General features: G+C 60.7%; 20 protein-coding genes. 9 read left to right on the top strand and 11 right to left on the bottom strand.

Annotated elements, in window-relative coordinates:
* Positions 1-4 precede the first annotated feature (4 nt).
* A complete protein-coding gene (gene lptE, locus AB9N64_RS14090) occupies positions 5-610 on the bottom strand; it encodes an LPS assembly lipoprotein LptE (protein ID WP_014720078.1) in 606 nt (201 codons plus the stop codon).
* Positions 611-698: 88 nt separating this feature from the next.
* Complete coding sequence (leuS, locus tag AB9N64_RS14085; protein WP_032904148.1) at positions 699-3,305, bottom strand: leucine--tRNA ligase; 2,607 nt, start codon at positions 3,303-3,305, stop codon at positions 699-701.
* A gap of 261 nt (positions 3,306-3,566) precedes the next feature.
* Between leuS and AB9N64_RS14080 the strand changes: the two genes are divergently transcribed.
* Both AB9N64_RS14080 and AB9N64_RS14075 read left to right on the top strand, forming a co-directional pair.
* A complete protein-coding gene (locus tag AB9N64_RS14080; protein WP_014720076.1) occupies positions 3,567-3,872 on the top strand; it encodes a hypothetical protein in 306 nt (101 codons plus the stop codon).
* A gap of 97 nt (positions 3,873-3,969) precedes the next feature.
* Positions 3,970-4,731: a YdcF family protein gene (locus AB9N64_RS14075; protein WP_014720075.1), complete on the top strand. Its 762-nt coding sequence runs from the start codon at positions 3,970-3,972 to the stop codon at positions 4,729-4,731.
* A gap of 636 nt (positions 4,732-5,367) precedes the next feature.
* Here AB9N64_RS14075 and lnt read toward each other — a convergent pair.
* The 5 genes from lnt to miaB form a co-directional block, all read right to left on the bottom strand.
* A complete protein-coding gene (gene lnt / locus AB9N64_RS14070) occupies positions 5,368-6,891 on the bottom strand; it encodes an apolipoprotein N-acyltransferase (RefSeq protein ID WP_014720074.1) in 1,524 nt (507 codons plus the stop codon).
* An 8-nt stretch (positions 6,892-6,899) separates the two neighbouring features.
* Positions 6,900-7,739 (bottom strand): HlyC/CorC family transporter, encoded by an 840-nt coding sequence (locus tag AB9N64_RS14065; protein ID WP_003194444.1) that lies wholly within the window; start codon positions 7,737-7,739, stop codon positions 6,900-6,902.
* Positions 7,740-7,781: 42 nt separating this feature from the next.
* Positions 7,782-8,240, bottom strand: coding sequence for an rRNA maturation RNase YbeY (gene ybeY, locus AB9N64_RS14060; protein ID WP_371360378.1), 459 nt, complete (start codon positions 8,238-8,240; stop codon positions 7,782-7,784).
* Positions 8,233-9,237, bottom strand: a complete 1,005-nt coding sequence (locus AB9N64_RS14055) for a PhoH family protein (protein ID WP_014720072.1) — start codon at positions 9,235-9,237, stop codon at positions 8,233-8,235. Before AB9N64_RS14055 ends, ybeY begins: the two co-directional genes overlap by 8 nt.
* A gap of 230 nt (positions 9,238-9,467) precedes the next feature.
* Positions 9,468-10,796 carry a tRNA (N6-isopentenyl adenosine(37)-C2)-methylthiotransferase MiaB gene (gene miaB, locus AB9N64_RS14050; protein ID WP_014720071.1) on the bottom strand — a complete coding sequence of 443 codons (1,329 nt, stop codon included), beginning with the start codon at positions 10,794-10,796 and terminating at the stop codon, positions 9,468-9,470.
* Positions 10,797-10,926: 130 nt separating this feature from the next.
* On the opposite strand from miaB, the gene AB9N64_RS14045 reads away from it, so the two are divergent.
* The 6 genes from AB9N64_RS14045 (at position 10,927) to AB9N64_RS14020 (ending at position 16,903) form a co-directional block, all read left to right on the top strand.
* Positions 10,927-11,253, top strand: coding sequence for a DUF1820 family protein (locus AB9N64_RS14045; protein ID WP_003215457.1), 327 nt, complete (start codon positions 10,927-10,929; stop codon positions 11,251-11,253).
* A gap of 223 nt (positions 11,254-11,476) precedes the next feature.
* A complete protein-coding gene (locus AB9N64_RS14040) occupies positions 11,477-13,531 on the top strand; it encodes an NAD(P)-binding protein (protein WP_371360377.1) in 2,055 nt (684 codons plus the stop codon).
* A gap of 38 nt (positions 13,532-13,569) precedes the next feature.
* Positions 13,570-14,328, top strand: coding sequence for a transporter substrate-binding domain-containing protein (locus AB9N64_RS14035; RefSeq protein ID WP_019818062.1), 759 nt, complete (start codon positions 13,570-13,572; stop codon positions 14,326-14,328).
* A 30-nt stretch (positions 14,329-14,358) separates the two neighbouring features.
* Positions 14,359-15,075, top strand: coding sequence for an ABC transporter permease (locus AB9N64_RS14030; RefSeq protein WP_014720068.1), 717 nt, complete (start codon positions 14,359-14,361; stop codon positions 15,073-15,075).
* The gene (locus tag AB9N64_RS14025; protein ID WP_014720067.1) at positions 15,072-15,782 is read left to right on the top strand and encodes an ABC transporter permease; all 711 of its coding nucleotides are present in this window, start codon (positions 15,072-15,074) and stop codon (positions 15,780-15,782) included. The genes AB9N64_RS14030 and AB9N64_RS14025 overlap by 4 nt, the downstream gene beginning before the upstream one ends.
* A gap of 8 nt (positions 15,783-15,790) precedes the next feature.
* Positions 15,791-16,903 carry a succinylglutamate desuccinylase/aspartoacylase family protein gene (locus tag AB9N64_RS14020; RefSeq protein WP_371360376.1) on the top strand — a complete coding sequence of 371 codons (1,113 nt, stop codon included), beginning with the start codon at positions 15,791-15,793 and terminating at the stop codon, positions 16,901-16,903.
* Here AB9N64_RS14020 and AB9N64_RS14015 read toward each other — a convergent pair whose 3' ends face one another.
* The 4 genes from AB9N64_RS14015 to AB9N64_RS14000 all read right to left on the bottom strand — a co-directional run bounded on the left by AB9N64_RS14015 (position 16,904) and on the right by AB9N64_RS14000 (position 20,437).
* Positions 16,904-17,458, bottom strand: coding sequence for a tetratricopeptide repeat protein (locus tag AB9N64_RS14015; protein WP_014720065.1), 555 nt, complete (start codon positions 17,456-17,458; stop codon positions 16,904-16,906).
* A gap of 226 nt (positions 17,459-17,684) precedes the next feature.
* Positions 17,685-18,968 (bottom strand): glutamate-1-semialdehyde 2,1-aminomutase, encoded by a 1,284-nt coding sequence (hemL, locus tag AB9N64_RS14010; protein ID WP_019818059.1) that lies wholly within the window; start codon positions 18,966-18,968, stop codon positions 17,685-17,687.
* Between the two features lie 11 nt (positions 18,969-18,979).
* A complete protein-coding gene (gene thiE, locus AB9N64_RS14005; protein ID WP_014720063.1) occupies positions 18,980-19,609 on the bottom strand; it encodes a thiamine phosphate synthase in 630 nt (209 codons plus the stop codon).
* Positions 19,610-19,639: 30 nt separating this feature from the next.
* On the bottom strand, positions 19,640-20,437 hold the full coding sequence (locus AB9N64_RS14000; RefSeq protein ID WP_019818058.1) for a hydroxymethylpyrimidine/phosphomethylpyrimidine kinase: 798 nt from the start codon (positions 20,435-20,437) through the stop codon (positions 19,640-19,642).
* A 275-nt stretch (positions 20,438-20,712) separates the two neighbouring features.
* On the opposite strand from AB9N64_RS14000, the gene AB9N64_RS13995 reads away from it, so the two are divergent.
* Complete coding sequence (locus AB9N64_RS13995; protein ID WP_014720061.1) at positions 20,713-23,112, top strand: hybrid sensor histidine kinase/response regulator; 2,400 nt, start codon at positions 20,713-20,715, stop codon at positions 23,110-23,112.
* Positions 23,113-23,166: the final 54 nt, after the last annotated feature.

The raw sequence follows: 23,166 nt of genomic DNA, 5'->3' as shown, positions 1-23,166 counted from the left end.
TGGCTTACTCGACAGGGACTTCAACAGGCGACTGTTTCGGCGTGTTGTCTTCATATTCCTGCGCGGCTTTCAGGGCGTCGGCATCAGCCTTGGCCTTGTTGTCGGCCACTTGCTGCAGCTCAGCCAGTTTTTCCGGGGTGAGCATTTGCAGGCGAGTCATCATGCGCTGGATCAGCTCACGACGCATTTCCTTGCGCACCTGAATGGTCTCGGAGTCCGAACCCACCAGGTTGTTGCCATCGTGGCTCACCACTTTCTGCACCTGGATCTTGTCACCCATCAACGGCAACTGATCACGGCCTTGTATTTCGAACATCAGCGCCGTGTTCAACTCGACGTCGGACGCACGGCCAGCACTCGCGTAGCTGATATTGCGCTGGGTTTCTCGCTCATCCGTCAGGATCAGTTTGTAGGTGGCGCCGTTGTACACGTGCACACCGCTGTTTTCCAGGGTCTGGCGCAGCTGGGTGACGGTTTCGCCGTAGGCGTTGCGGGCGCTGACGTCGAGTTCCTTGAGCGACAGCTCATTGGTGCCGGTACCGCGCAGCTGGAAGCCGCAAGCGCTCAACAGCACGGCAAGGCCCATAACCAGCAGATTGCGTTTGATCATTTTGTTGCTCCCCTTGAAACCAGGTGGGCCTTCTCGGGCCCTAAAGGTTTAGTTCGGCGTGGTGCCCAAGCCCCGCGCCTGATCCGATTTAGCTGGCGACGATATTGACCAGTTTGCCAGGCACCACGATCACCTTGCGGATGGTCAGGCCTTCGGTAAAGCGCAGCACGTTCTCATTGATACGTGCAGCTGCTTCAACCTCTTCACGGCTGGCGCTGGCCGGCATGTCGATCTGGCCACGCAGTTTACCGTTAACCTGGATGACCAGTTGCAGCGTGTCCTGTACCAGGGCGCTGTCATCCTGCACCGGCCAGGCGGCATCGATGACGGCACCGCTGTGGCCCAGACGGCTCCACAGTTCATGGCTGATGTGCGGCGTGATCGGCGCGAGCAACAGGGTAACTGTTTCCAGGCCTTCCTGGATCAGCGCACGATCTTGTTCGGTCGCCTGCGAGGCTTTTTCCAGCACGTTCATCAGCGTCATCACCTGGGCGATGGCGGTGTTGAACTTGTGGTTCTGCCCGACGTCCTGGCTGGCCTGGCGGATAGCCAGGTGGATGCTGCGGCGCACGGCTTTCTGCTCGTCGTTCAAGGCGCCGATGTCCAGCTTGCCCGGCAGGCCCTGGCTGACATGGGCGTGGGCCAGGCGCCAGACGCGCTTGAGGAAACGGTGCGAACCTTCAACGCCAGAGTCGGACCATTCGGCGCTCATGTCAGGCGGCGAGGCAAACATCATGAACAGGCGGCAGGTGTCGGCGCCGAACTGATCGATCATCGACTGTGGGTCGACGCCGTTGTTCTTGGACTTGGCCATCTTCTCGGTGCCGCCGATTTCCACCGGCAGGCCGTCGGCCTTCAATTTGGCGCTGATGACCTTGGCCTTGCTGTCACGCTCAAGCTCGACATCCGCCGGGTTGAACCAGGTGTAGGCGCCATTGGCTTCGCGACGATAGTAAGTGTCGGCGATCACCATGCCCTGGGTCAGCAGGTTCTTGAACGGCTCATCGGAGCTCACCAGGCCTTCGTCACGCATCAGCTTATGGAAGAAGCGCGCATACAGCAGGTGGAGGATGGCGTGTTCGATGCCACCGATGTACTGATCCACCGGCAACCAATGGTCGGCTGCGGATTTCTCCACCAGGCCACCTTCATAATGCGGCGAGGCATAACGAGCGTAGTACCACGAGGACTCCACGAAGGTGTCCATGGTGTCGGTTTCACGCTTGGCCGGTGCGCCGCACTTAGGGCAACTGCACTCGTAGAACTCAGGCATGCGTGCCAACGGCGAGCCAGCGCCATCCGGCACCACGTCTTCTGGCAACACGACCGGCAGTTGGTCTTCCGGTACCGGCACGTCGCCGCAGGTTTGGCAGTGGATGATCGGGATCGGGCAGCCCCAGTAGCGCTGGCGGCTGATGCCCCAGTCGCGCAGGCGGAACTGGGTGCGCGAGGCACCGAGGTTTTTCTGGATCAGGGCAACTTCCATGGCATCGAAGGCGCCCTGGAAGTCCAGGCCGTCGAATTCGCCGGAGTTGATCAGCGTGCCGTGCTCGCCGTAGGCGTCTTGCCACGGAGCGGGGTTGGTGTCGCCCGAGCTGGTGCGCACGACCGACTTGATCGGCAGGCTGTACTTGGTAGCGAATTCGAAATCGCGCTCGTCGTGGGCCGGCACGGCCATGACGGCGCCATCGCCGTAGTGCATCAATACGTAGTTGGCGACCCAAACCGGCAGTTTCTCGCCGGTCAGCGGGTGCTCGACGAACAGGCCGGTTGGCAGGCCTTTTTTCTCCTGGGTGGCGACGTCGGCTTCGGCCACGCTGCCGCCTTTGCATTCAGCGATGAACGCCTGCAGCTCAGGGTTGTTCTGTGCGGCCTGGGTGGCCAGCGGGTGTTCGGCGGCCACGGCGACGTAGGTCGCGCCCATCAGGGTGTCTGGGCGGGTGGTGAAGACCTTGAGTGCGCCCGCTTCGCCGATGGAATCGACGTTGTACGGGAACTGCACTTCCATGCCCTTGGATTTGCCGATCCAGTTGCGCTGCATGGTCTTGACCTGTTCAGGCCAGCCCGGCAGGTCGTCGAGGCTCGACAGCAGTTCATCCGCGTAGGCGGTGATCTTGAAGTAGTACATCGGGATTTCGCGCTTTTCGATCAGCGCGCCGGAACGCCAGCCGCGACCGTCGATAACCTGTTCGTTGGCCAGTACGGTCTGGTCGATCGGGTCCCAGTTCACGGTGCCGCTTTTTTTGTAGATCACACCTTTTTCGAACAGGCGCGTGAACAGCCATTGTTCCCAACGGTAGTAATCCGGCTTGCAGGTGGTGACCTCGCGGGACCAGTCCACCGCCAGGCCCAGGCTGCGCAGCTGGGTCTTCATGTAGGCGATGTTTTCGTAGGTCCACTTGGCGGGCGCCACGTTGTTTTTCATCGCGGCGTTTTCTGCCGGCATGCCGAAGGCGTCCCAACCCATAGGTTGCAACACGTTCTTGCCGAGCATGCGCTGGTAGCGCGAAATCACGTCGCCGATGGTGTAGTTGCGCACGTGCCCCATGTGTAGCTTGCCGCTGGGGTAAGGGAACATCGATAGGCAGTAGTAAGTCTCCTTGCCTGGCTGTTCACTGACTTCAAAGGACTTTTGCTCGTCCCAGAAGGTTTGGGCGGCATTTTCTATTTCACGGGGCTGATATTGTTCGTGCATGGCTACTTTTGAACTGGATAGGGGTGGCCTAATCCTCTTCGGTGCACTGTCCGGGTTGTTCGACACCAAGAAGCGGCGCGTCCGTGCCCAAACCCTGCGGGAAGTGGAGTTACAGGAAGCGCCGTAGCATACATGACCCCACTCTATCGAGGGAAACCCTGATTGCGCGGCAAGGGCCGTCTGTCGCGGCACCGGGCAGGCGCAGCCACGGGGGCTACGCTGTTTAGTGGGGAGCAAGTATTTCTTCAATGAGGTGAGGGGATGGTTGAATCGCAGCGAACTTTAACGAAACCGCAGTTGTATGAAGGATTGATCGACCGTTTGGGTCGGGCATTGGATGCCGCAAGAACCGCAGGCCGATTGCGTGATGAGCGGCCTCTGGAGCTGGAGTTGCGAGGCTTGAGCCAGGCGGAACTTGAATTGATCAAGAACTACCTGGCGTTGAATCACGACCGCGCCTCCCATGGGCAGGCTTCCCCGCCCGCTCATTCGGCCAAGGTCATCTGGCTCAAAGACTTGGCGACCGGCCGCGGGCCAGAGGACTTCCGCTCCGTGCGGTGCAAGTGAGCCCCGCGTTATCCGTTAGCGTTATCAAAATGTTGTCGGTAAGGATTGTTGCAAAACCCCGATGCATCTAGGCTTCGGGCATCTTTGGAGATGCCCGATGCCTTTTCGTTATTTCATTAAACAACTGTTGTTGCCGCCCGGTATTTTTCTGCTGTTGCTGGCGTGTGCCTGGTGGTTTCGCCGCAGCCGTCCACGCCTGGCGGGCTTGTGCTTTGCCCTCGGGCTGGGCGGGATGTGGTTGATCAGCCTGCCAGTGATGGTGCAGTGGGGCGCCCGTGTCCTGGAGACAGAACCACCTTTGGCCCGGGAAGACTGGGCCACCTTGGCCCAGCGTGCCGACGCGATTGTGGTGCTGGGCTCGGGGCGCGAGCGCGGTGACGTTGCCTGGGGCAGCGACCAGCCCACCGGTATTGGCCTGGAGCGTGAGCGTTTTGCCGCGCGGCTGGCCAAGGCATCCGGTTTGCCAGTGCTGACCAGCGGTGGCTTGCACTACGGCACGCCGCCCAGTGAGGCCGAGCTGATGGCCGTGTCGATGCAGGATGACTTCGGTGTCACCGTACGCTGGAAAGAAGAGCGAAGCCGCACTACCTGGGAAAACGCCCAGATGAGCGCCGAGATACTCTTGCCTCAAGGCATCAAGCGTGTGGTAGTGGTGACCCAGGCCTGGCACATGCCGCGTTCGGTGTGGAGTTTTGAAAAGGCCGGCTTCACCGTGGTGCCGGGGCCGGTGGGCTTTTTGGGTGTGGACCATGGCCGACCGCTGGGTGGCTGGATGCCGGAGGTCAAGGCGGTGTGGCAAAGCGGGCAGTTGATCAATGAAGCGGTGGGGCAGGTGGGGTATCGGTTGTTTTACCGGTAGGCGCAACACAGGAGATCAAAATGTGGGAGCTGGCTTGCCTGCGATGGCGGTGGGTCAGTGAGCACTCAGGGCACTGATACACCGCCATCGCAGCATAGGTATCTACACAACTTCAATACGACACTGACCCTGTGGCGAGGGAGCTTGCTCCCGTGACGGCCTGACAGCCAGCGCTGTTCTAACTGACGCGCCGCTGTCCTAATGTGGGAGCTGGCTTGCCTGCGAAGACGGCCTGACAGTCAACACAGTTGGACCGTGTACATATCCATTCCTGCGGTAACGGCCGCCTAGGGTTCCGCTCTGACAGCGGCTCACTTTTGAAAAGCGCAAAAGTAAGCAAAACGCTCTTGCCCCACCACTCGGCACCTCGCCCAGGCTCGGTGTGCCCGTAATCCGCCAGTGATTTGGGGGGCCGCCGCCACGCGCCATCCATGGCGCGGGGCGGCTAAACCGGCATCCCTGCCGGTTTACCCCCCAAATCCCTGTCGAATTCCGGCCAGCGTGGTTTAACGGGGCGCCTAAGATCAAAAGCAGATCAAGAGCGGCTCGCTTCGCATCGTGGTTACCGGCGGCTGCGGCGAACTGTACAGTTGTGCAGATACCTATCGCCATCGCAGGCAAGCCAGCTCCCACAGGTCAGAGCGTTTTGGACATTCGTGCAGCCAGCAGAGCCCAGCCAAACAATGCCAGGCACACAATGATCAACGGCCACGAACGCCATTGCAGGTACGGCGTGAGGTTATGCATCGGCACCACCTCTCCATAGAGAATGCCGCGCTCGAACTGCGGGATCTGCGCGGTGATCTGCCCAAACGGGTTGATCAGCCCGGTCACGCCGTTGTTGGTGGCGCGGATCATCCAGCGGCCAGCTTCCAGGGCACGCATCTGCGCCATTTGCAGGTGCTGCAGCGGGCCGATGGAGCGGCCAAACCAGGTGTCGTTGCTGATGGTCAGCAGCAGGTCGCTCTGGGCCGACAGGCCGGCGGCGAATTCGGGGTACACCACTTCATAGCAAATGAACGGCGCAATCTGATAACCCTTGGCCTGTAGCATGGCCTGGTCAGAAGGGCCGCGGGCGAAGTCGGACATGGGCAGGTCGAAAAAGGCGATCAGCCCGCGCAACATGTCCTGCAACGGCACGTACTCGCCAAACGGCACCAGTTTCTGCTTGAGGTAGGTGCCGTCACCTTCACCCACCACGGTGATGCCGTTGAAGTAGCGCTTCTGGTGGTGCACTTCCTGGCGAATCGGTACCCCGGTGATCAACGCACTGTCCCGGTCGGCGGCAAACTTGCCCATCATGCCCAGGTAGCCCTCGACGGACTCCTTGAGCACCGGCACGGCGGTTTCCGGCCAGACCAGCAGGTCGACGCGCTTGGAGCTCAGGCTCATGTCGCGGTACAGCGCCAACTGTGCATTGAGCTGGTCGGGGTCCCACTTCATGCTTTGCTCGACGTTGCCCTGAATCGCGGCCACGCTCAGCGGCGCGCCAGACGGCGACGTCCAGGCGTGATGCTTGAGCGCCAGGCCAATGGCCCAAGGTGCAACCAGCAATAACAGGCCCGCGCCGATGAAGGCATTGCGCTTGCTGGCCAGCAGACGCGGCAGGTTGCACAGCAATGCGGCGGTGAGTGCGAGGGCGAAGGAAATCAGCCACATCCCACCCAATGGCGCGAGGCCGGTCAACGGCCCATCGAGTTGACTGTAACCGGAGTACAACCACGGGAAACCGGTAAGGAACCAGCCACGAAAGGCTTCCTGGCCGACCCACAACGCGGCGAACGTCAATGCATCCGCCAGTGGTGCTTCGTTACGGCGCAACCAGCGCGCCCATAACCAGGCGGGCAGGGCAAAGAACCAGGCGATGGCGGCGGTGAACAGCAGCATCAGGAACCCCGCCAGCAGCACCGAAGCGCCGCCGAAGTGGTGGATGCTGTAGTAGATCCAACTGGTGCCGGCGCCAAACAGGCCGAAGCCGAAACACCAGCCACGGGCCAGGGCTTGGCGGGGTGTCAGCTCCCGCAGGCCGATATAGAACAGGCCGACCGCTACCAGCGCCAACGGCCAGATATCGAACGGCGCCAGCGCCAGGGTTGTGATGGCGCCGGCCACCACGGCCAGCAAGTTACCGGGCCAGCCGGGTGCGATCATACGGCGCATGTCAGTCCTTAGCGGGCGATAGGTGTCAAACGGATCAGATGGATACGACGGCTATCGGCATTGAGGATGCGGAAGCGATACGCACCGATCTCGGTGGTTTCATTACGCTTGGGCAAATGCCCGAACGCACTCATCACCAGGCCGCCGACGGTGTCGAACTCATCGTCCGAGAACTCGCTGTCGAAAAACTCGTTGAAGTTCTCGATGGGCGTCAGCGCCTTGATCAGGAAATCACCGCTGGGCAGCGGCTTGATGTAGCTGTCTTCTTCGACGTCGTGCTCGTCTTCGATGTCGCCGACGATCTGCTCCAGCACGTCTTCGATGGTGACCAGGCCGGCCACGCCGCCGTATTCGTCAATCACAATGGCCATGTGATTGTGGTTGGCGCGGAACTCGCGCAGCAGCACATTCAGGCGCTTGGACTCGGGCACGAAGGTGGCCGGGCGCAGCAGGTCCTTGATGTTGAAGCTGTCGCCGTTCTCCTTGAGGATCAACGGCAGCAAGTCCTTGGCCAGCAGGACGCCCATGACGTCGTCATGGCTTTCACCGATCACCGGGTAGCGCGAATGCGCCGAGTCGATCACGGCCGGGAGGAATTCCCGTGGGGTCTGGGTCGCCTTGATGCTGATCATCTGCGAGCGCGGGACCATGATGTCGCGTACTTGCAGGTCAGCCACCTGGATGGCGCCCTCCACGATGGCCAGCGCTTCGCTGTCCAGCAATTTGTTCTGGTGTGCATCGCGCAGCAGCTCCAAGAGCTCCTGGCGGTTCTTCGGCTCGTGGGCAAAAGCCTGGGTCAGTTTACCCAGCCATGACTTCTGCCCGTTGCTCGATCGGTCTTCGCTCATAGCGATTACTCTAAATCCTTTGATATGACAGTTGAGTGTTGATCAGTTTTCGTCGTCTGCGTACGGGTCGCGGTGACCCAGCTCTGCAAGCAACGTTCGTTCCAGCGCTTCCATTTCCTCGGCTTCGTCATCGTCTATATGGTCGTAACCCAAGAGATGCAAGCAGCCGTGGATGACTAGATGGGCCCAATGGGCCTCAAGTTCCTTGCCTTGTTCGGCCGCTTCGCGTTCGACCACCGCGACGCAGATCACCAGGTCGCCCAGCAGCGGGATATCCAGCAATTCGTCGGGCACGTCGGCGGGGAAGGACAGCACGTTGGTCGCGTAGTCTTTCTGGCGCCAGGTGCGGTTCAGCTCACGGCCTTCGGCCTCGTCCACCAGACGAATGGTCAGTTCCGAGTCGGCGGTGCGCTGGCGCAAGGCCAGTTCACACCATTGGCGGAACTGGGCTTCGCTGGGGGCGGGCGCGTCGGTGGCCAGCTGCAGGTCTAGCTCAACCATCGTGGCGAGCGTCCTTGGCGGGCGCGTCGTCGCGGTGTTCGAAACGCTCATAGGCCTCGACAATGCGCTGCACCAGCGGGTGGCGTACCACGTCCTTGGGCATGAAATGCGTGAAGCTGATACCCGGCACGTCCTTGAGCACCTCGATCACCTGGCCCAGGCCCGACTTGGTGCCCTTGGGCAGGTCGACCTGGGTGATGTCGCCCGTGATCACGGCAGTGGAGCCGAAACCGATACGGGTGAGGAACATCTTCATCTGCTCAACGGTGGTGTTCTGGCTTTCGTCGAGGATGATGAAGCTGTTGTTCAAGGTGCGGCCACGCATGTAGGCCAGTGGTGCGATCTCGATCACCTGGCGCTCGATCAGCTTGGCCACGTATTCAAAGCCGAGCATCTCGTACAGCGCGTCGTAGAGCGGGCGCAGGTACGGGTCGATCTTCTGGGCCAGGTCGCCGGGCAGGAAACCGAGCTTTTCGCCGGCCTCGACCGCTGGGCGCACCAGCAGGATGCGCCGCACTTGCTCGCGTTCCAGGGCATCGACGGCGCAGGCCACCGCCAGGTAGGTCTTGCCGGTACCGGCCGGGCCGATGCCGAAGTTGATGTCGTTGCCGAGGATTTCCTTGACGTACTTCTGCTGATTCAAGCCGCGGGGGCGAATCATGCCTTTTTTGGTACGCAAGGCCACGCTGGCTTCGGCCACCGGGTTATTGGCCAGGTCTTCCACAGCCGATTCCTGCAGGTACAGGTGCACGGTCTCCGGCGACAGCTCGCTACCCTTGGTTTCGCGGTAGAGGCGGCGCAACAGGTTTTCTGCAGACGTGGTGTGTTGAGGTTCACCAATGAGCTCGAACTGATTGCCGCGGTTGCGGATCTCGATGCTCAGGCGTTGTTCGATCAGGCGCAGGTGCTCGTCGAACTGTCCGCACAGGTTGGCGAAACGGCGAGCCTCAAACGGCTCGAGGATAAAGCGATGGGGTTCTGCTATGGGTGCGTTCAAGGTTGCTTTTAGCCGCCCTTTGGCTGATGAGGTGAGAGAGAGAATAACGCCAGGCGCCGGTGTGCGAAAGCACTTAAATAGCTTGGCTCCACTCTCGATAACCCTGAAGAACCCCTGTGGGAGCTGGCTTGCCTGCGATAGCGGTGGGTCAGTTGGCACATAGGGCACTGATACATCGCTATCGCAGGCAAGCCAGCTCCCACATTTTGATCTTCATCCGGTCAGCGAGATCAGTTGATCAACGAGCCACGCAACGAGTGTGGCTGCGCCGCATCAATGTGCACATCGGCAAACTGGCCGATCAGCGTGGGATTGTCGCAGCGGAAGTTGACGATTCGGTTGTTCTCGGTACGCCCCTGCAATTCACCCGGGTCTTTCTTCGAATAATCGGTGACCAGAATGCGCTGGATCGAACCGACCATTTGTCGGCTGATTTCAAAGCCCTGCTGATTGAGGCGATGTTGCAGCGCGTTCAAGCGCTCTTTTTTCAACGCTTCCGGGGTTTCATCCAGCAGGTCGGCAGCCGGGGTGCCCGGGCGCTGGCTGTAGACGAACGAGTAGGAGAAGTCAAAACCGACGTCCTCGATCAGCTTCATGGTCTGCTGGAAATCTTTCTCGGTTTCGCCCGGGAAGCCGACGATAAAGTCCGAACTGATGCAGATGCCCGGCACGGCAGCGCGCAGTTTGCGCAATTTGGATTTGTATTCCAGCGCGGTGTGGTTGCGCTTCATCGCCGACAGAATGCGGTCCGAACCCGATTGCACCGGCAAGTGCAGGTGTTTGACCAGCTCTGGCACTTCGGCGTGGGCCTGGATCAGGCTGTCGGAGAACTCCAGCGGGTGGGAGGTGGTGTAGCGGATACGCTCGATGCCATCGACAGCGGCGACCACGCGGATCAATTCCGCCAGGTCGGCCAGGCGGCCATCATCGGTCTGGCCACGGTAGCCGTTGACGTTCTGGCCCAGCAGGGTCACTTCGCGCACGCCGTTTTCAGCCAGGTGGATGATTTCCGATAGCACATCGTCAAACGGCCGGCTGACTTCTTCGCCGCGGGTGTAAGGCACCACGCAGAAGGTGCAGTACTTGCTGCAGCCTTCCATCACCGACACATAGGCGCTCGGCCCATCGATGCGCGGTTCGGGCAGATGATCAAATTTTTCGATTTCGGGGAACGACACGTCAACCTGCGGCAGCTTGGTGATGCGTGCGGCGTCGATCATCTCGGGCAAGCGGTGCAGGGTTTGCGGGCCGAACACCACATCGACATAGGGCGCGCGGTCGCGGATCGCAGCGCCTTCCTGGCTGGCCACGCACCCGCCGACGGCGATCACCATGTCCGGGTTGGCCAGTTTCAATTCGCGCCAGCGGCCCAGCTGCGAATACACACGGTCCTGGGCCCGCTCGCGGATCGAGCAGGTATTGAGCAGGATCACGTCGGCATCTTCGGCGCGGGCAGTGACTTCCAGGGCCTGGTGTTCGCCCAGCAAGTCGACCATGCGCGAGCTGTCGTACTCGTTCATCTGGCAACCGTGGGTTTCGATGTAAAGCTTCTTGGCCATGGGAATCGTCAACTGGTGGTAAAGAACCGCGCATTATAGGGGGCATGCCCATTGGTTCCTAGCGCTGTGCATCGGGTGCCATGCTATAGTTCGCGCCCTCTTTTATATCCCCATGTGTTGTTCGCCCACCATGACCAAACGTGAAGCTCCAATCTATAAGGTGATTTTCCTCAACCAGGGCCAGGTGTTCGAAATGTACGCCAAGCAGATCTATCAAAGTGATCTGTGGGGCTTCCTGGAGGTGGAAGAGTTCGTCTTTGGCGAGCGCACCCAGTTGGTGGTCGATCCGGGCGAAGAAAAGCTCAAGGCCCAGTTCGAAGGGGTAGTGCGCAGCTTTGTGCCCATGCATTCGATTGTGCGCATCGATGAAGTCGAGCGCTTGGGGACGCCGAAGATCAGTGAAGCTCGGGGCATGAGCAATGTGATGCCGTTTCCGATGCCGATGCCTGAGAAGTGATCTGCAATTAATTTGTAGGGCGTTTCCGAAACTGCCTCTCAATGGATAGACATTTTGTTTGAAAGATAGCAAATTTTGTTTATTCAGAGAGGGCATCATGAATCTACCAATAATAAGAAAACCTCGAAGTTTCCCCCGTTCGACTGCGTTTAATCACGCCACTCATTAGCGCCAAGTTCCATCACGCCTTCATTAACGAACTGACCTGTTCGGGAGTAGCCCTGTGCGCGATCCTCGCTATGACATTCTGTTTGAACCGGTGCAAATTGGCCCGGTGCGTACCCGCAATCGCTTTTATCAAGTTCCGCACTGTAATGGCATGGGCCACGTGCACCCCTCGGCGATGGCGCGCATGCGCGCAGTGAAAGCCGAGGGCGGCTGGGGCGTGGTGTGCACGGAAGAATGCGAAATCAGCCCGCTGAGCGAGTTCTCCCCTTATATAGAAGCGCGACTTTGGGATGAACGCGATATTCCTGCACTGGCGCGCATGTGTGAGGGGGTACACCGTCACGGGGCGTTGGCTGGGGTAGAGCTGGCATTCAATGGTTACTCGGCGCCCAACCGCTACAGTCGCGAAATTCCCTGGGCGCCTTCCAATACCCCGGTGCGCAGTTACGACCCGGTGCAGGCTCGGGCCATGAGCCATGCCGATATCCGGCAATTGCGCGCCCTGCATCGAGCCGCCGCATTGCGCGCCCGGGAGGCGGGTTTCGACATCATCTATGTGTACGCCGGCCACGACTTGAGCGTGCCGTTCCATTTCCTCACGCCACGCAATAACCGGCGTACCGACGAATACGGCGGTACGCTGAAAAACCGTGTGCGCCTGTTGCGCGAGTTGATTGAAGACACTCGCGACGCAGTGGGTGATCGGTGTGCCGTAGCGGTCCGCCTGGCGGTGGATGAGCAAATGGCCGACGGCCTCAGCCGCGAGGGCGAAGGTGCCGAAATCTTATCGATGCTGGCGGACCTGCCGGACTTGTGGGACGTCAATGTCGCCGATTGGTCCAATGACAGCGTGACGGCGCGCTTTGCCGGGGAGGGTTACCAGGAGGCCTTCCTGCTGGGGCTCAAGGCGCTGACCAGCAAGCCCGTGGTGGGCGTCGGCCGCTTCACTTCGCCGGACACCATGGTGTCTTTGGTTCGCCGTGGCGTACTGGACCTGATCGGGGCGGCCCGCCCTTCGATTGCCGATCCGTTCTTGCCCAAGAAGATTGAAGAGGGGCGCGCCGAGGAAATTCGCGAATGCATCGGCTGCAATGTATGTGTCAGTGGCGACCACACCAGCACGCCCCTGCGCTGTACACAGAACCCGACCATGGGCGAGGAGTGGCGGCGTGGCTGGCACCCCGAGTCGGTCAAGCGTACGCAGCAACCCGGCCGGGCGCTGGTGGTCGGCGCCGGGCCATCCGGGCTTGAGTGTGCACGGATCCTAGGTGCGCGAGGGATGGAAGTGGCCCTGGTCGACAGCCTGCGCACCCTAGGCGGGCGTGTAGCGTTGGAAGCCCGGCTGCCGGGGCTGGCGAGTTGGGCACGGGTGATTGACTATCGACTGGATGCGTTGAGCCGCATGCCGTCAGTCGAGATCTATCGGGAAAGCCCCTTGCAGGCCCAGGATGTGCTGGATTTCGCCGCCGAGCATGTGTTCATCGCTACGGGTTCCCATTGGCGGCGGGATGGCTTGGGACGCGCCTTGCGCTGCCCCTTAACGGGCCTGGAGAGCCTGCCCGTGCTGACGCCTGATGACCTGATGGCGGGGGTGTTGCCCACTTCGCCGGTGCTGCTGTTCGATGACGATCACTATTACATGGGCAGCGTGCTGGCCGAACACCTGGTGGCGCGGGGTGTGGAGGTGATATTCGTCACCCCTGCGGCGGACGTGGCGGCCTGGACCCATAACACTCTCGAGCAGCACCGCATTCAGCGTCGTCTGATGCAGTTGAATGTCACGATCATACCGTCCCATACGCTGGTCAGCGTTAAGCCAGAGGGTGTGGTAGCGGGTTGCATCTACACCGAACGTACGCGGTTGATCCCAGCTGCAGCCTTGCTGCTGGTCACTTCCCGGGAGCCTGAGCAGGCGCTGTATCAGGCCTTGAACAACTCACCCGGACAGTTACAGGCGGCAGGCATCCGAACGCTGACGCTGATCGGCGACTGTGTGGCGCCGGGCACCATTGCGGCGGCGGTGTATTCAGGTCATCGCATCGCACGTGAGTTCGATGCGCCCGAAGGCTCGCTGATAGTGCGGCGGGAAATTCCATTTATCGAGGTGTAGTCAGTCCGACTGTTCAATCAATAACGAGGAATACAATAATGAAAAAAATACTCCTGATGTTATTCACCACACTCCTTATTAATTCATCGTTGTTTGCCAGCGATTATAAAGTGATCCGTTTCGCTGCCGATCCCAACTATGCGCCCTTTGCTTATAAAGACAGTACGGGCACTTTGACCGGTTTTGAAATAGATATTGGCAATGCAATTTGTGCACATTTGAATGTTCGCTGCCAATGGGTCGAGAGTGACTTTGACGGCATGATTCCCAGCCTCAACGCCGGCAAGATCGACGCCATCCTTGCTTCAATGACCATCACTGCCGCTCGGCAAAAGGTCATCGACTTTTCCTCGGAGGTGTTTTCCAGTCCCACCGCCATGGTGATGCGCCCTGGCACTGAGCTTTCCACAGGCATGGCCGTCGGCTATTTGCAGGGCAGTACTCAAGAAGTGTATGCCCGGCAAGTGCTCGCCGGGCAGGGTATGAAGGTGGTGGCTTATGCCGATCAGGAGCAAGTGTACGCGGACCTGCTGACAGGGCGTTTGCAGGCATCGCTGCAGGATGCTCAGCAAGCACAGAGCGGATTTTTACGTTCACCCCAAGGCGTCGGGTTCGTGCTGGGCCCGCTGATTGACAGCGAGTTGATGCCGTCCAAAAGCGGCATTGGCATCGCCAAGGGCAACCACACGTTGAAAGCGCTGTTGGATAAGGGGCTGGCTGCCCTGCACGCCGATGGCACCTACGCTCGCCTGCAAGAGCAGTACTTCCCCGGAGTGAACATGTTCAGCGGCCAATAACCGCCCTCAACGGCCAGCGAGGACACAATCATGCTACCTGCCTTCACTCAATTCGCCGCGTCCCTGGGCGGTTTTTTGCCGATGTTACTGCACGGGGTCTGGGTCACCCTGCAACTGGCACTGTTGTCATTGCTGCTGGGGCTGATCCTGGGCCTGCTGGGGGCAGGCGCCAAGCTGTCCAGGGTCAGGGCATGGCGCCTGTGCGCGCAGGTGTATACCACCTTGATTCGCGGGGTTCCGGACCTGTTGTTGATGCTGTTGATTTTCTACGGGTTGCAGACAGGCCTGAGTCGTCTGACCAGCGAATTGGGCTGGGCCTACATCGATGTCGACCCTTTCAGCGCCGGCGTGATCACTCTGGGGTTTATCTACGGCGCCTATTTCACCGAAACCTTTCGCGGCGCGTTGCTGGCTGTGCCCCGGGGCCAGTTCCAGGCTGCCAAAGCCCTTGGCCTGACCTTCAGGCAGAGTTTTGTGCATGTGATATTCCCGCAAATGATGCGGTTTGCCCTGCCGGGGCTGGGCAATAACTGGATGGTCTTGCTCAAGGCCACGGCGTTGGTGTCGATCATCGGCTTGGCAGACTTGGTGAAAGTGGCGCAGATGGCGGGCAAGAGCAGTCAGCAATTACTGGCTTTTCTGCTGCTGGCGGCGCTGGTTTACCTGTTGCTCAGCAGTGTTTCAAACGCGGCGTTGCGCTGGCTGGAGCGTCGGTATGGTGACGGTGTGCAGGAATCATCATCATGATCGAGCTTATCCAGGAGTATTGGCGGCCGTTTATCTATTCTGACGGCCAACAAATCACCGGCCTGGCCATGACCTTGTGGCTGACTAGCGCCTCTTCGTGCCTGGGCCTGCTGTTGGCGTTGCCACTGTCCATTGCCAGGACGTCCAGCCGACGCTGGCTGCGTTGGCCGGTGCAAAGCTTTACCTACGTGTTTCGCGGCACACCGCTGTATATCCAGTTGCTGATCTTCTACACCGGCATCTACAGCATTGGCGCCGTTCGCGAGCAACCGTTGCTGGATGCTTTTTTTCGCGAAGCGCTCAATTGCACCCTTCTGGCGTTTGCCCTCAATACCGCGGCCTACACCACGGAAATACTCGCGGGCGCGATCCGGGCGATGCCGCGCGGTGAAATCGAGGCTGCACGGTCGTTGGGTTTCGACGGTTGGAAGCTGTACGTGCACTTGATCATGCCCTCGGCCCTGCGCCGGTCGTTGCCCTACTACAGCAATGAAGTGATCTTCATGTTGCATTCCACCACCCTGGCGTTCACGGCAACGGTGCCGGATATCCTGAAAGTCGCACGGGATGCCAACGCTGCAACCTTCCTCACCTTCCAATCCTTTGGCCTGGCCGCGGCGCTCTACTTGTGCATTACGTTCGCGTTGATCTGCCTGTTCCGTCTGGCAGAACGACGCTGGCTGAGCTTTCTTGATTCGAATCGATAGGAGGCGATATGCAGACTTGCAGACATGAACTGTTGACGGCTGTGCCAGGTACCACGCGGCATATTCATAGTTTTCATTACGGCCCAGCCGATGCGCCGAGCAAGGTTTACATCCAGGCGTCCCTGCACGCCGATGAGTTGCCGGGGATGTTGGTGTTGTGGCATCTCAAACAACGGCTGGCAGATCTGGAGGCCAAAGGTGCGCTGCGTTGGCAGGTGGTGCTGGTGCCGGTGGCCAATCCGCTGGGGTTGGAGCAGGTGCTGATGGACGTGCCGCAGGGGCGCTTCGATAACGACAGTCGAGAGAACTTCAATCGCTTCTTCATCGACGTCAGCCAGCAGGTCGGGGATCAGGTCCAGGATGTTCTGACTGATGATCCTGCGCATAACCTGCACCTGATCCGCGCGACCTTGCGGCAAACCCTTGTCAGCCAGGTGCCGGCGACCCAGCTGCATTCCCTGCGCCTGGCCCTGCAAACGCTGGCCTGTGACGCCGACAGAGTGCTGGACCTGCATTGTGATTTCGAGGCGGTGCAGCACCTGTACCTGGCACCGGACGTCTGGCCCCAGGTGGAACCGCTGGCGCGGTACCTGGGCGCCCGGGCCTGCTTTATGAGCCCGGACGCGGGCGGGCATTCGTTCGACGATTGCTACACCTTGTTCTGGGCACGGATGCAGGCGCGTTTCCCTGGGGTCTTTGCGGCGCCGGGTTTTGCCGTGACCGTGGAGTTGCGCGGCGTGGCTGATGTGAGCCACGGGCTGGCGCGACAGGATTGTCAGGCGTTGATCAACTATCTGACTTTGCAGGGAGGCGTTGAGGGGCAAGCGCCTCCACTACCGGCGTTATTGAGTCCGCCAACACCCTTGGCGGGGGTCGAGCCGGTGGTGAGTGCGGTGGGAGGCTTGATTGTGTTTTGCGCGCAGGTGGGGGATTACCTGGAAGCAGGACAAATCGTGGCGCACGTCATCGATCCGATTACAGACCGTGTGACCGAGGTAGCGTGTGAGCGTGCAGGGCTTTTGTATGTACGATCAATACGCCGAATGGCAAGCGCCGGTATGGCGATTGCCCACGTCGCAGGGGTCACGGCGTATCGACAGGGCTACCTGTTATCGCCGTGATCAAGGCAGGGGAGAGAAAGGCGAACGCCCATCGGCGCTCTGCAACTCCTGCAGGTAGTTGCGGAAAATCTGCCCCAGCACCTGGGTCGCCACTTCCAGTTCATCGCGCTGCATGTGCTCGGCGACTTCGTCGGCGGTGTCCAGCGCGTCTTCGGCGCCATTGACCGCGGCCATTTTCAGCACGATGTACGCCTGAATGTTGTTGGCCGGCACGCCTTCGCCTTTGAAGAACATGTTGCCCAACTGGTATTGCGCCTGGGCGTGGCCCTGCAACGAGGCTTTCTCGAAGTAGCTCAACGCTTTGTTGAGGTCAACGGCCGGGTTCTTGCTGTCGTGGTAGTACTCGCCCAACTCGTATTGCGCCTGCGCATCCCCGTCCTCGGCCTGTTTCTGGCACGCGCTCAGGGCTTCGGCCTGGCTCTCTGGCTGGGTATTGAGGGTGCAACGACCCATCGCTGGAATTAACAACGAGTTGCCGCCGGCCTGGGCATGTGCCAGTAGCGGTTGAAGGAGCAACAGGCAGCCCAGAACCAGGGTGCGGCCGGTGCGTTTCATGGGAATCGACTTACCTCTGACGGGGCGCGCGGACCCTCGAGGGAGTCCAATAAGCGCGCATTATGAAATAAGCAGGCCTCTGCTTACAAAGTCTTTACTCGTTTTTCTGCTGCTTGGGCAAGTTATCTGCCGGATTGCAGTGCAATTCTCGAAAAAACCAGGAATTCTCTGTAAGCAAAGTAGCAAATCTGACGCTGCCAGGGGCAACGTCAGAGGTTGCCGTCACTTATTTCAGGGCCGCGAAGGCGCGCTCGGCAGCATCCAGGGTCAACTTCAGTTCGGCTTCGCCATGGGCAATCGAGGTGAAGCCGGCTTCAAAGGCGCTCGGTGCCAGGTACACGCCGCCTTCGAGCATCAGGTGGAAGAAGCGCTTGAACAGCTCGGCATCGCTGCCCATCACGTCATCGAAGGTGACGATATCGTCGGCGCCGCTGAAGTACAGGCCGAACATGCCACCGGCCTGGGTGGTCACAAACGGGATGCCGGCGGCGTCGGCGCGTTGTTGCAGGCCGTCGAGCAGGCGCGTGGTGTAGTCGGTCAGCTCGGCGTGGAAGCCCGGGCGGCTGATCAGGCGCAGGGTGGTCAGGCCGGCGGCCATGGCCAGTGGGTTACCCGACAAGGTGCCTGCCTGGTATACCGGGCCGAGCGGGGCGATGTGTTGCATGATCTCGCGCTTGCCGCCGAAGCAGCCTACCGGCATGCCGCCGCCGATGATCTTGCCGAAGGTGCTCAGGTCTGGCGTAACGCCGTAGTAAGCCTGGGCGCCACCGAGGGCGACCCGGAAACCGGTCATCACTTCGTCAAAAATCAGCACCACGCCATGCTTGTCGCACTGCTCGCGCAAGCCCTCAAGAAAACCCGGGGCCGGTGGAACGCAGTTCATGTTGCCGGCAACCGGCTCGACGATGATGCAGGCAACGTCCTGGCCGACTTCGCTGAGCATCTGCTCGACGGCTGCGATGTCGTTGAACGGCAAGGTCAGGGTGTGCTTGGCGAATGCCGCAGGTACGCCAGCGGAATTGGGGACGCCCTGGGTCAGCGCGCCGGAGCCGGCTTTCACCAGCAGGCTGTCGGAGTGGCCGTGGTAGCAGCCTTCGAACTTGATGATGTTGTCGCGGCCGGTGAAACCACGGGCCAGGCGGATCGCGCTCATGGTGGCTTCGGTGCCGGAGCTGACCATGCGCACCATTTCCATCGACGGTACGATCGAGCAGACCAGGTCGGCCATCTCGGTTTCCATCGCGGTCGGGGCGCCGTAGGACAAGCCGTGTTGCAGTTGCTGGCGCACCGCCTCCAGCACATCCGGATGGCTGTGGCCGAGGATCATCGGGCCCCAGGAGCCGACGTAGTCGACATAGCGCTTGTCGTCTTCATCGGTGACGTAGGCGCCTTCGGCATGCTTGAAGAACAACGGCGTGCCGCCCACGCTCTTGAACGCACGCACGGGGGAGTTCACACCGCCGGGGATGTGTTTCTGGGCGTTGGCAAACAGGGTTTCGGAACGGGACATGATCGGGCTCTCTAAACTGAAGATTTAAGAAGGTCGTTGAATGCACGGGCGCGGCGGGTGACTTCCTGGGTGCTGTCGGCACCGAACAGGCCATGGACCACGGCGAGCAGGTCAGCCCCGTGGGCCACCAGCGGCTCGGCGTTTTCCAGGGTGACGCCGCCAATTACGCAGATCGGCAGGTGCAGGCGCTTGCGGGCCTGGGCCAGCATGTCAACGGTGGCGGCGGGTGCGCCGGGTTTGGTCGTGGAATTGAAGAAGCGGCCGAAGGCGACGTAGCTGGCGCCTTCTTTGGCGGCCTGTTCGGCCAGTTCGATCTGGCTGTGGCAGGTGGCGCCGATGATCGCCTTGGCGCCGAGCAGTGCCCGGGCCGAGGTCAGCGGGCCGTCGGTCTGGCCCAGATGTACGCCGACGCCCAGTCGCGCGGCCAGTTCGGCATCGTCGTTGATGATCAATTGAGTCTTGTAGCGCGAGCACAGTTCATAGAGCTTTTCGGCTTCACGCAGGCGCCGTGCCTCGTCGCTGCTTTTGTCGCGGTACTGCAACAGGGTGACGCCACCGTCCAGCGCCGCCTCGACGTAGGCGAGGAATTTGCCGGCCAACAGTTGGCTGTCGGTAATGGCGTAAAGGCCGCGTAGTTTCATCGGGCAAACCCCTTGCTGACGAGCGATAAGTTACGAGCAGAAATCCAGCGGCAATCGACGCGGCACGAACTGGCCCTGGCCGAGTTGTTCGGCATCACGCAGGGTACGCCACGTGTAGTTGAGAGCCGTTTGCACGGCGCTGGCCAAACCTTCGCCTTGGGCAATGCGCCCGGCCAGCGCACTGGCCAAGGTGCAACCCGAGCCGTGATAACTGCCGGGCAAACGCTGGCAGGTAAAGGTCTGGCGCGTGCCGTCGCGGCTGTACAGGCGGTTGTGCACTTCGTGCTCGTCGCCATGGCCGCCGGTGATCAGCAGGTGCTTGATGTACGGCAACAGCTTCTCGGCGCAGTCGTCGGCGCTGCCGTCGGGCAGTTCCGCGAGGATGCGCGCTTCGGGCAGGTTGGGGGTGGCGATCAATGACAAGGGCAGCAGCCGCTCGCGCATTGCATAACCGACCTCGTCCTTGCCCAGGCTACCGCCGCCGCCGGCGCGCAGCACCGGGTCGCAGACCACCGGCAAATGCGGGTGCGCCTGCAGCAGTTCGACCACGGTGTCGACCATCGCGGTGGAGCCGAGCATGCCCAGCTTGACTGCCGCAACTTCAGAGTCACCGAGCACGGCATTGGCCTGGGCCAGTACCCACTCACGGTCAAGCACGCGGAAATCACTGACATTGACAGTATTTTGCACGGTCAACGCGGTGACGGCCGGGGCCGCGTGGCAACCCTGGGCGAGCAGGGCTTCGATATCTGCCTGCAGGCCGGCGCCACCACTGGGGTCGTGGCCGGAGAGACAGAGGACAACGGGGCGAGAGCTGTAGATATTCATGGTGCGCGAGCTTACCACCAAACGCTTTTTGCGTGGCTGCCTGGCGATGGCAGGAGTTTGCCGCTGCGGCGCGATTTGTCGTGGCTGAGCGCTGCACTGAGATGAGCTGAAAGCATTGCCCTAGAGCTGTCCTAAAAAAAGTTCCCACGGTGGCTAATGGCTTTTACTGGCTATGCTAAAGTGCATCCAAACAACTTACTGTATCGCCGGTGTACGTCTTCTCAAAAGGAATGGGGGGCTTTTGACACAACCGGACCAGGCTACGCTGGGGCTCTATGCGCTATTTGCTGATTTTTTTATTGTGCGGGCTGCCGATGCTCGCCAGCGCCGTCGAGTTCAACCAGGACACGCGAAGCCTCCCGTTGGGCCGGGTCATGCAAGTGCTCGAAGACCCAACCGATGCCCTCACCATCGCCGATGTCAGTTCCCCCGCCTATGCCGCCCAATTCAAGACCCACGACAAAGACACGCTCAATGCCGGCTATTCACGCTCGGTGTTCTGGCTGAAGGTCAACCTGCACTACACCGCCAAAGATCCCCGGGCACCACGCACCTGGTTTCTGGAACTGGCCTACCCGCCGCTCAATCGCCTGGACCTTTACCAGGACGACGGCACTGGTCACTTCCGCCTCACCACCCGCACCGGCAGCGCGTTGCCGTTTTCCAGCCGTGAGGTGAGCCAGAGCAACTACCTGTTCAAGCTCAGCTTCTTGCCCGACCAGCAACAAACCGTCTACCTGCGCTTGCAAAGCCAAGGCTCGATCCAGGCACCGCTGACATTATGGGCCGGCACCGCCTACATGGAGGAGCAGCCGCTGCGCTTGTACGTGCTCGGCGCCATCTACGGTGTGTTGCTGGGCATGCTGATCTACAACCTGTTCATCTACCTGAGCGTGCGCGACACCAGCTACCTGTATTACATCCTCTATATCGCCTCGTTCGGCTTGTATCAGCTGTCGGTCAATGGCGTCGCGGTGGAGTACTTCTGGCCGAACAACCCGTGGTGGGCGAATGCGGCGGTGCCCTTCCTGATCGGCTCGGCGGCCTTGTTCGGCAGCCTGTTCGCGCGCAGTTTCCTGCACACCGCGCAGCACAGCCGCTGGCTCAACCGTATCCTGCTGGCGCTCGCGGCCTGTGGAGGGTTGGTGATGGCACTGGCGTTGTTGACCAGTTACGCCGTGGCCCTGCGCCTGGCCACTGCGCTGGCGCTGGTGTTTACCGTGACCATCTTCGTGGCGGCCATCAAGGCCTGGTATTGCGGGCAGCGCATGGCGCGTTATTTCATCATCGCTTGGTCGGCTTTCCTGCTCGGCGGGGTGGTCAACACCCTGATGGTGCTGGGTTACCTGCCTAACGTGTTCCTGACCATGTACGCCAGCCAGCTCGGCTCAGCCATTGAAGTGGCGCTGTTGTCCCTGGCCCTGGCCGACCGCATCAACGGCATGCGCGAACAGCAGGCGCAGATTCTCCTCGATGCCAGCCAGAAGCTGGAAGCGCTCAACCAGCAACTGGCCCGCAGTAATCGCCTCAAAGACGAATTTCTCGCCACCCTGACCCACGAATTGCGCACGCCGATGAACGGTGTGATCGGCTCGCTGGAGCTGATGCAAACCGTGTCATTGGACGATGACCTGACGCAGTACCAGCAAACCGCCGCCGGCTCGGCGCGGGACATGATGCGCATGGTCAACGGCATCCTCACCCTCACCGAATTGCAGGCCGGTCGCCTGGTGGCCCAGCCGCAAGTGTTCAGCCTGCGCGGCACGCTCGATACCTTGCGCCAGCAATTCACCGGCAGCGCCCAGAGCAAAGGCCTGGCGTTCTCCATTGATGTGGCCGATGAGGTGCCGGACCGGCTGATCGGCGATGCCGACAAACTGCTCCAGTGCCTGGATTGCCTGCTCGATAACGCCTTCAAATTCACCCACGTCGGCGCGGTGCGCTTGCGAGTGGTGGGCGTGCCCCAAGGGGATGGCGCCTTGCACCTGAGCTTTATCGTCACCGACACCGGTATCGGCTTCGCCTTTCTCGATGAGGCCACGCTGTATCAGCGTTTCTTTCAGTTGGACGGCTCGATGACGCGTGAATACGGCGGCCTGGGCATTGGCCTGGCGATCTGCCGGCAGTTGATCGAACTGCTGGGCGGGCGCCTGACCCATCATTCTGAGCCCCGTAAAGGCAGTCGCTTCCAGTTGGAAGTGGACGTCAGCGCCGTGCCGCAGCAGGTGACGCCCGCCACGCAAACGCTGCCTGCACAGCGTGCGCCTCAGGAGTGCACGGTGCTGTTGGTGGACGACAACAGCGTGGGCCAACTGGCGGTGCGTGGCATGTTGCTCAAGCTCGGTTACCGGGTCAAAACCGTGGACAGCGGCCCGGCGGCACTCGCTGCGTTGCAAGCGCACAGCTTCGACGCCGTGCTGCTGGATGTGCCAGAGGGTGGCTTTTCGTTGTGCTGTCAGATTCGCGCATTGCCTGGCTGCGGTGAATTGCCGGTGATCGCCCTGAGCTCTTCGCCCAATGGGCCGGAGCGTGAGCGCTGCCATGGCATTGGCATGACGGATCGGCTGGCCAAGCCGGTGCGTTTCGATGCTTTGCAGGCGGCACTTGAACGTAGCGTGCTGTGCGCGGATGAGGGTGAAAGCGCCGAACATTCGGCGCGTATGCCACTTTTTTAAGGTCTTGCACGGTGCTTAACTGAATTCCGGGCCACTGTTCATGCGGCCTTTTTT

Source organism: Pseudomonas sp. KT_2_4, assembly GCF_041410225.1.
GTDB lineage: Bacteria > Pseudomonadota > Gammaproteobacteria > Pseudomonadales > Pseudomonadaceae > Aquipseudomonas > Aquipseudomonas paracarnis.
Note: the sequence above shows the minus strand (reverse complement) of the source record. Positions and strands in the feature narration are given on the sequence as shown.

Bases quoted from the DNA above. Each gene is read 5' to 3' on its own strand.
- lptE (WP_014720078.1), bottom strand. From the start codon at position 610: ATGATCAAACGCAATCTGCTGGTTATGGGCCTTGCCGTGCTGTTGAGC.
- ybeY (WP_371360378.1), bottom strand. From the start codon at position 8,240: ATGGTTGAGCTAGACCTGCAGCTGGCCACCGACGCGCCCGCCCCCAGC.
- AB9N64_RS14015 (WP_014720065.1), bottom strand. From the start codon at position 17,458: ATGAAACGCACCGGCCGCACCCTGGTTCTGGGCTGCCTGTTGCTCCTT.
- AB9N64_RS14035 (WP_019818062.1), top strand. From the start codon at position 13,570: ATGAAAAAAATACTCCTGATGTTATTCACCACACTCCTTATTAATTCA.
- thiE (WP_014720063.1), bottom strand. From the start codon at position 19,609: ATGAAACTACGCGGCCTTTACGCCATTACCGACAGCCAACTGTTGGCC.
- lnt (WP_014720074.1), bottom strand. From the start codon at position 6,891: ATGCGCCGTATGATCGCACCCGGCTGGCCCGGTAACTTGCTGGCCGTG.
- hemL (WP_019818059.1), bottom strand. From the start codon at position 18,968: ATGTCCCGTTCCGAAACCCTGTTTGCCAACGCCCAGAAACACATCCCC.
- AB9N64_RS14020 (WP_371360376.1), top strand. From the start codon at position 15,791: ATGCAGACTTGCAGACATGAACTGTTGACGGCTGTGCCAGGTACCACG.
- AB9N64_RS14025 (WP_014720067.1), top strand. From the start codon at position 15,072: ATGATCGAGCTTATCCAGGAGTATTGGCGGCCGTTTATCTATTCTGAC.
- miaB (WP_014720071.1), bottom strand. From the start codon at position 10,796: ATGGCCAAGAAGCTTTACATCGAAACCCACGGTTGCCAGATGAACGAG.
- leuS (WP_032904148.1), bottom strand. From the start codon at position 3,305: ATGCACGAACAATATCAGCCCCGTGAAATAGAAAATGCCGCCCAAACC.
- AB9N64_RS14045 (WP_003215457.1), top strand. From the start codon at position 10,927: ATGACCAAACGTGAAGCTCCAATCTATAAGGTGATTTTCCTCAACCAG.
- AB9N64_RS13995 (WP_014720061.1), top strand. From the start codon at position 20,713: ATGCGCTATTTGCTGATTTTTTTATTGTGCGGGCTGCCGATGCTCGCC.
- AB9N64_RS14080 (WP_014720076.1), top strand. From the start codon at position 3,567: ATGGTTGAATCGCAGCGAACTTTAACGAAACCGCAGTTGTATGAAGGA.
- AB9N64_RS14030 (WP_014720068.1), top strand. From the start codon at position 14,359: ATGCTACCTGCCTTCACTCAATTCGCCGCGTCCCTGGGCGGTTTTTTG.
- AB9N64_RS14075 (WP_014720075.1), top strand. From the start codon at position 3,970: ATGCCTTTTCGTTATTTCATTAAACAACTGTTGTTGCCGCCCGGTATT.
- AB9N64_RS14000 (WP_019818058.1), bottom strand. From the start codon at position 20,437: ATGAATATCTACAGCTCTCGCCCCGTTGTCCTCTGTCTCTCCGGCCAC.
- AB9N64_RS14065 (WP_003194444.1), bottom strand. From the start codon at position 7,739: ATGAGCGAAGACCGATCGAGCAACGGGCAGAAGTCATGGCTGGGTAAA.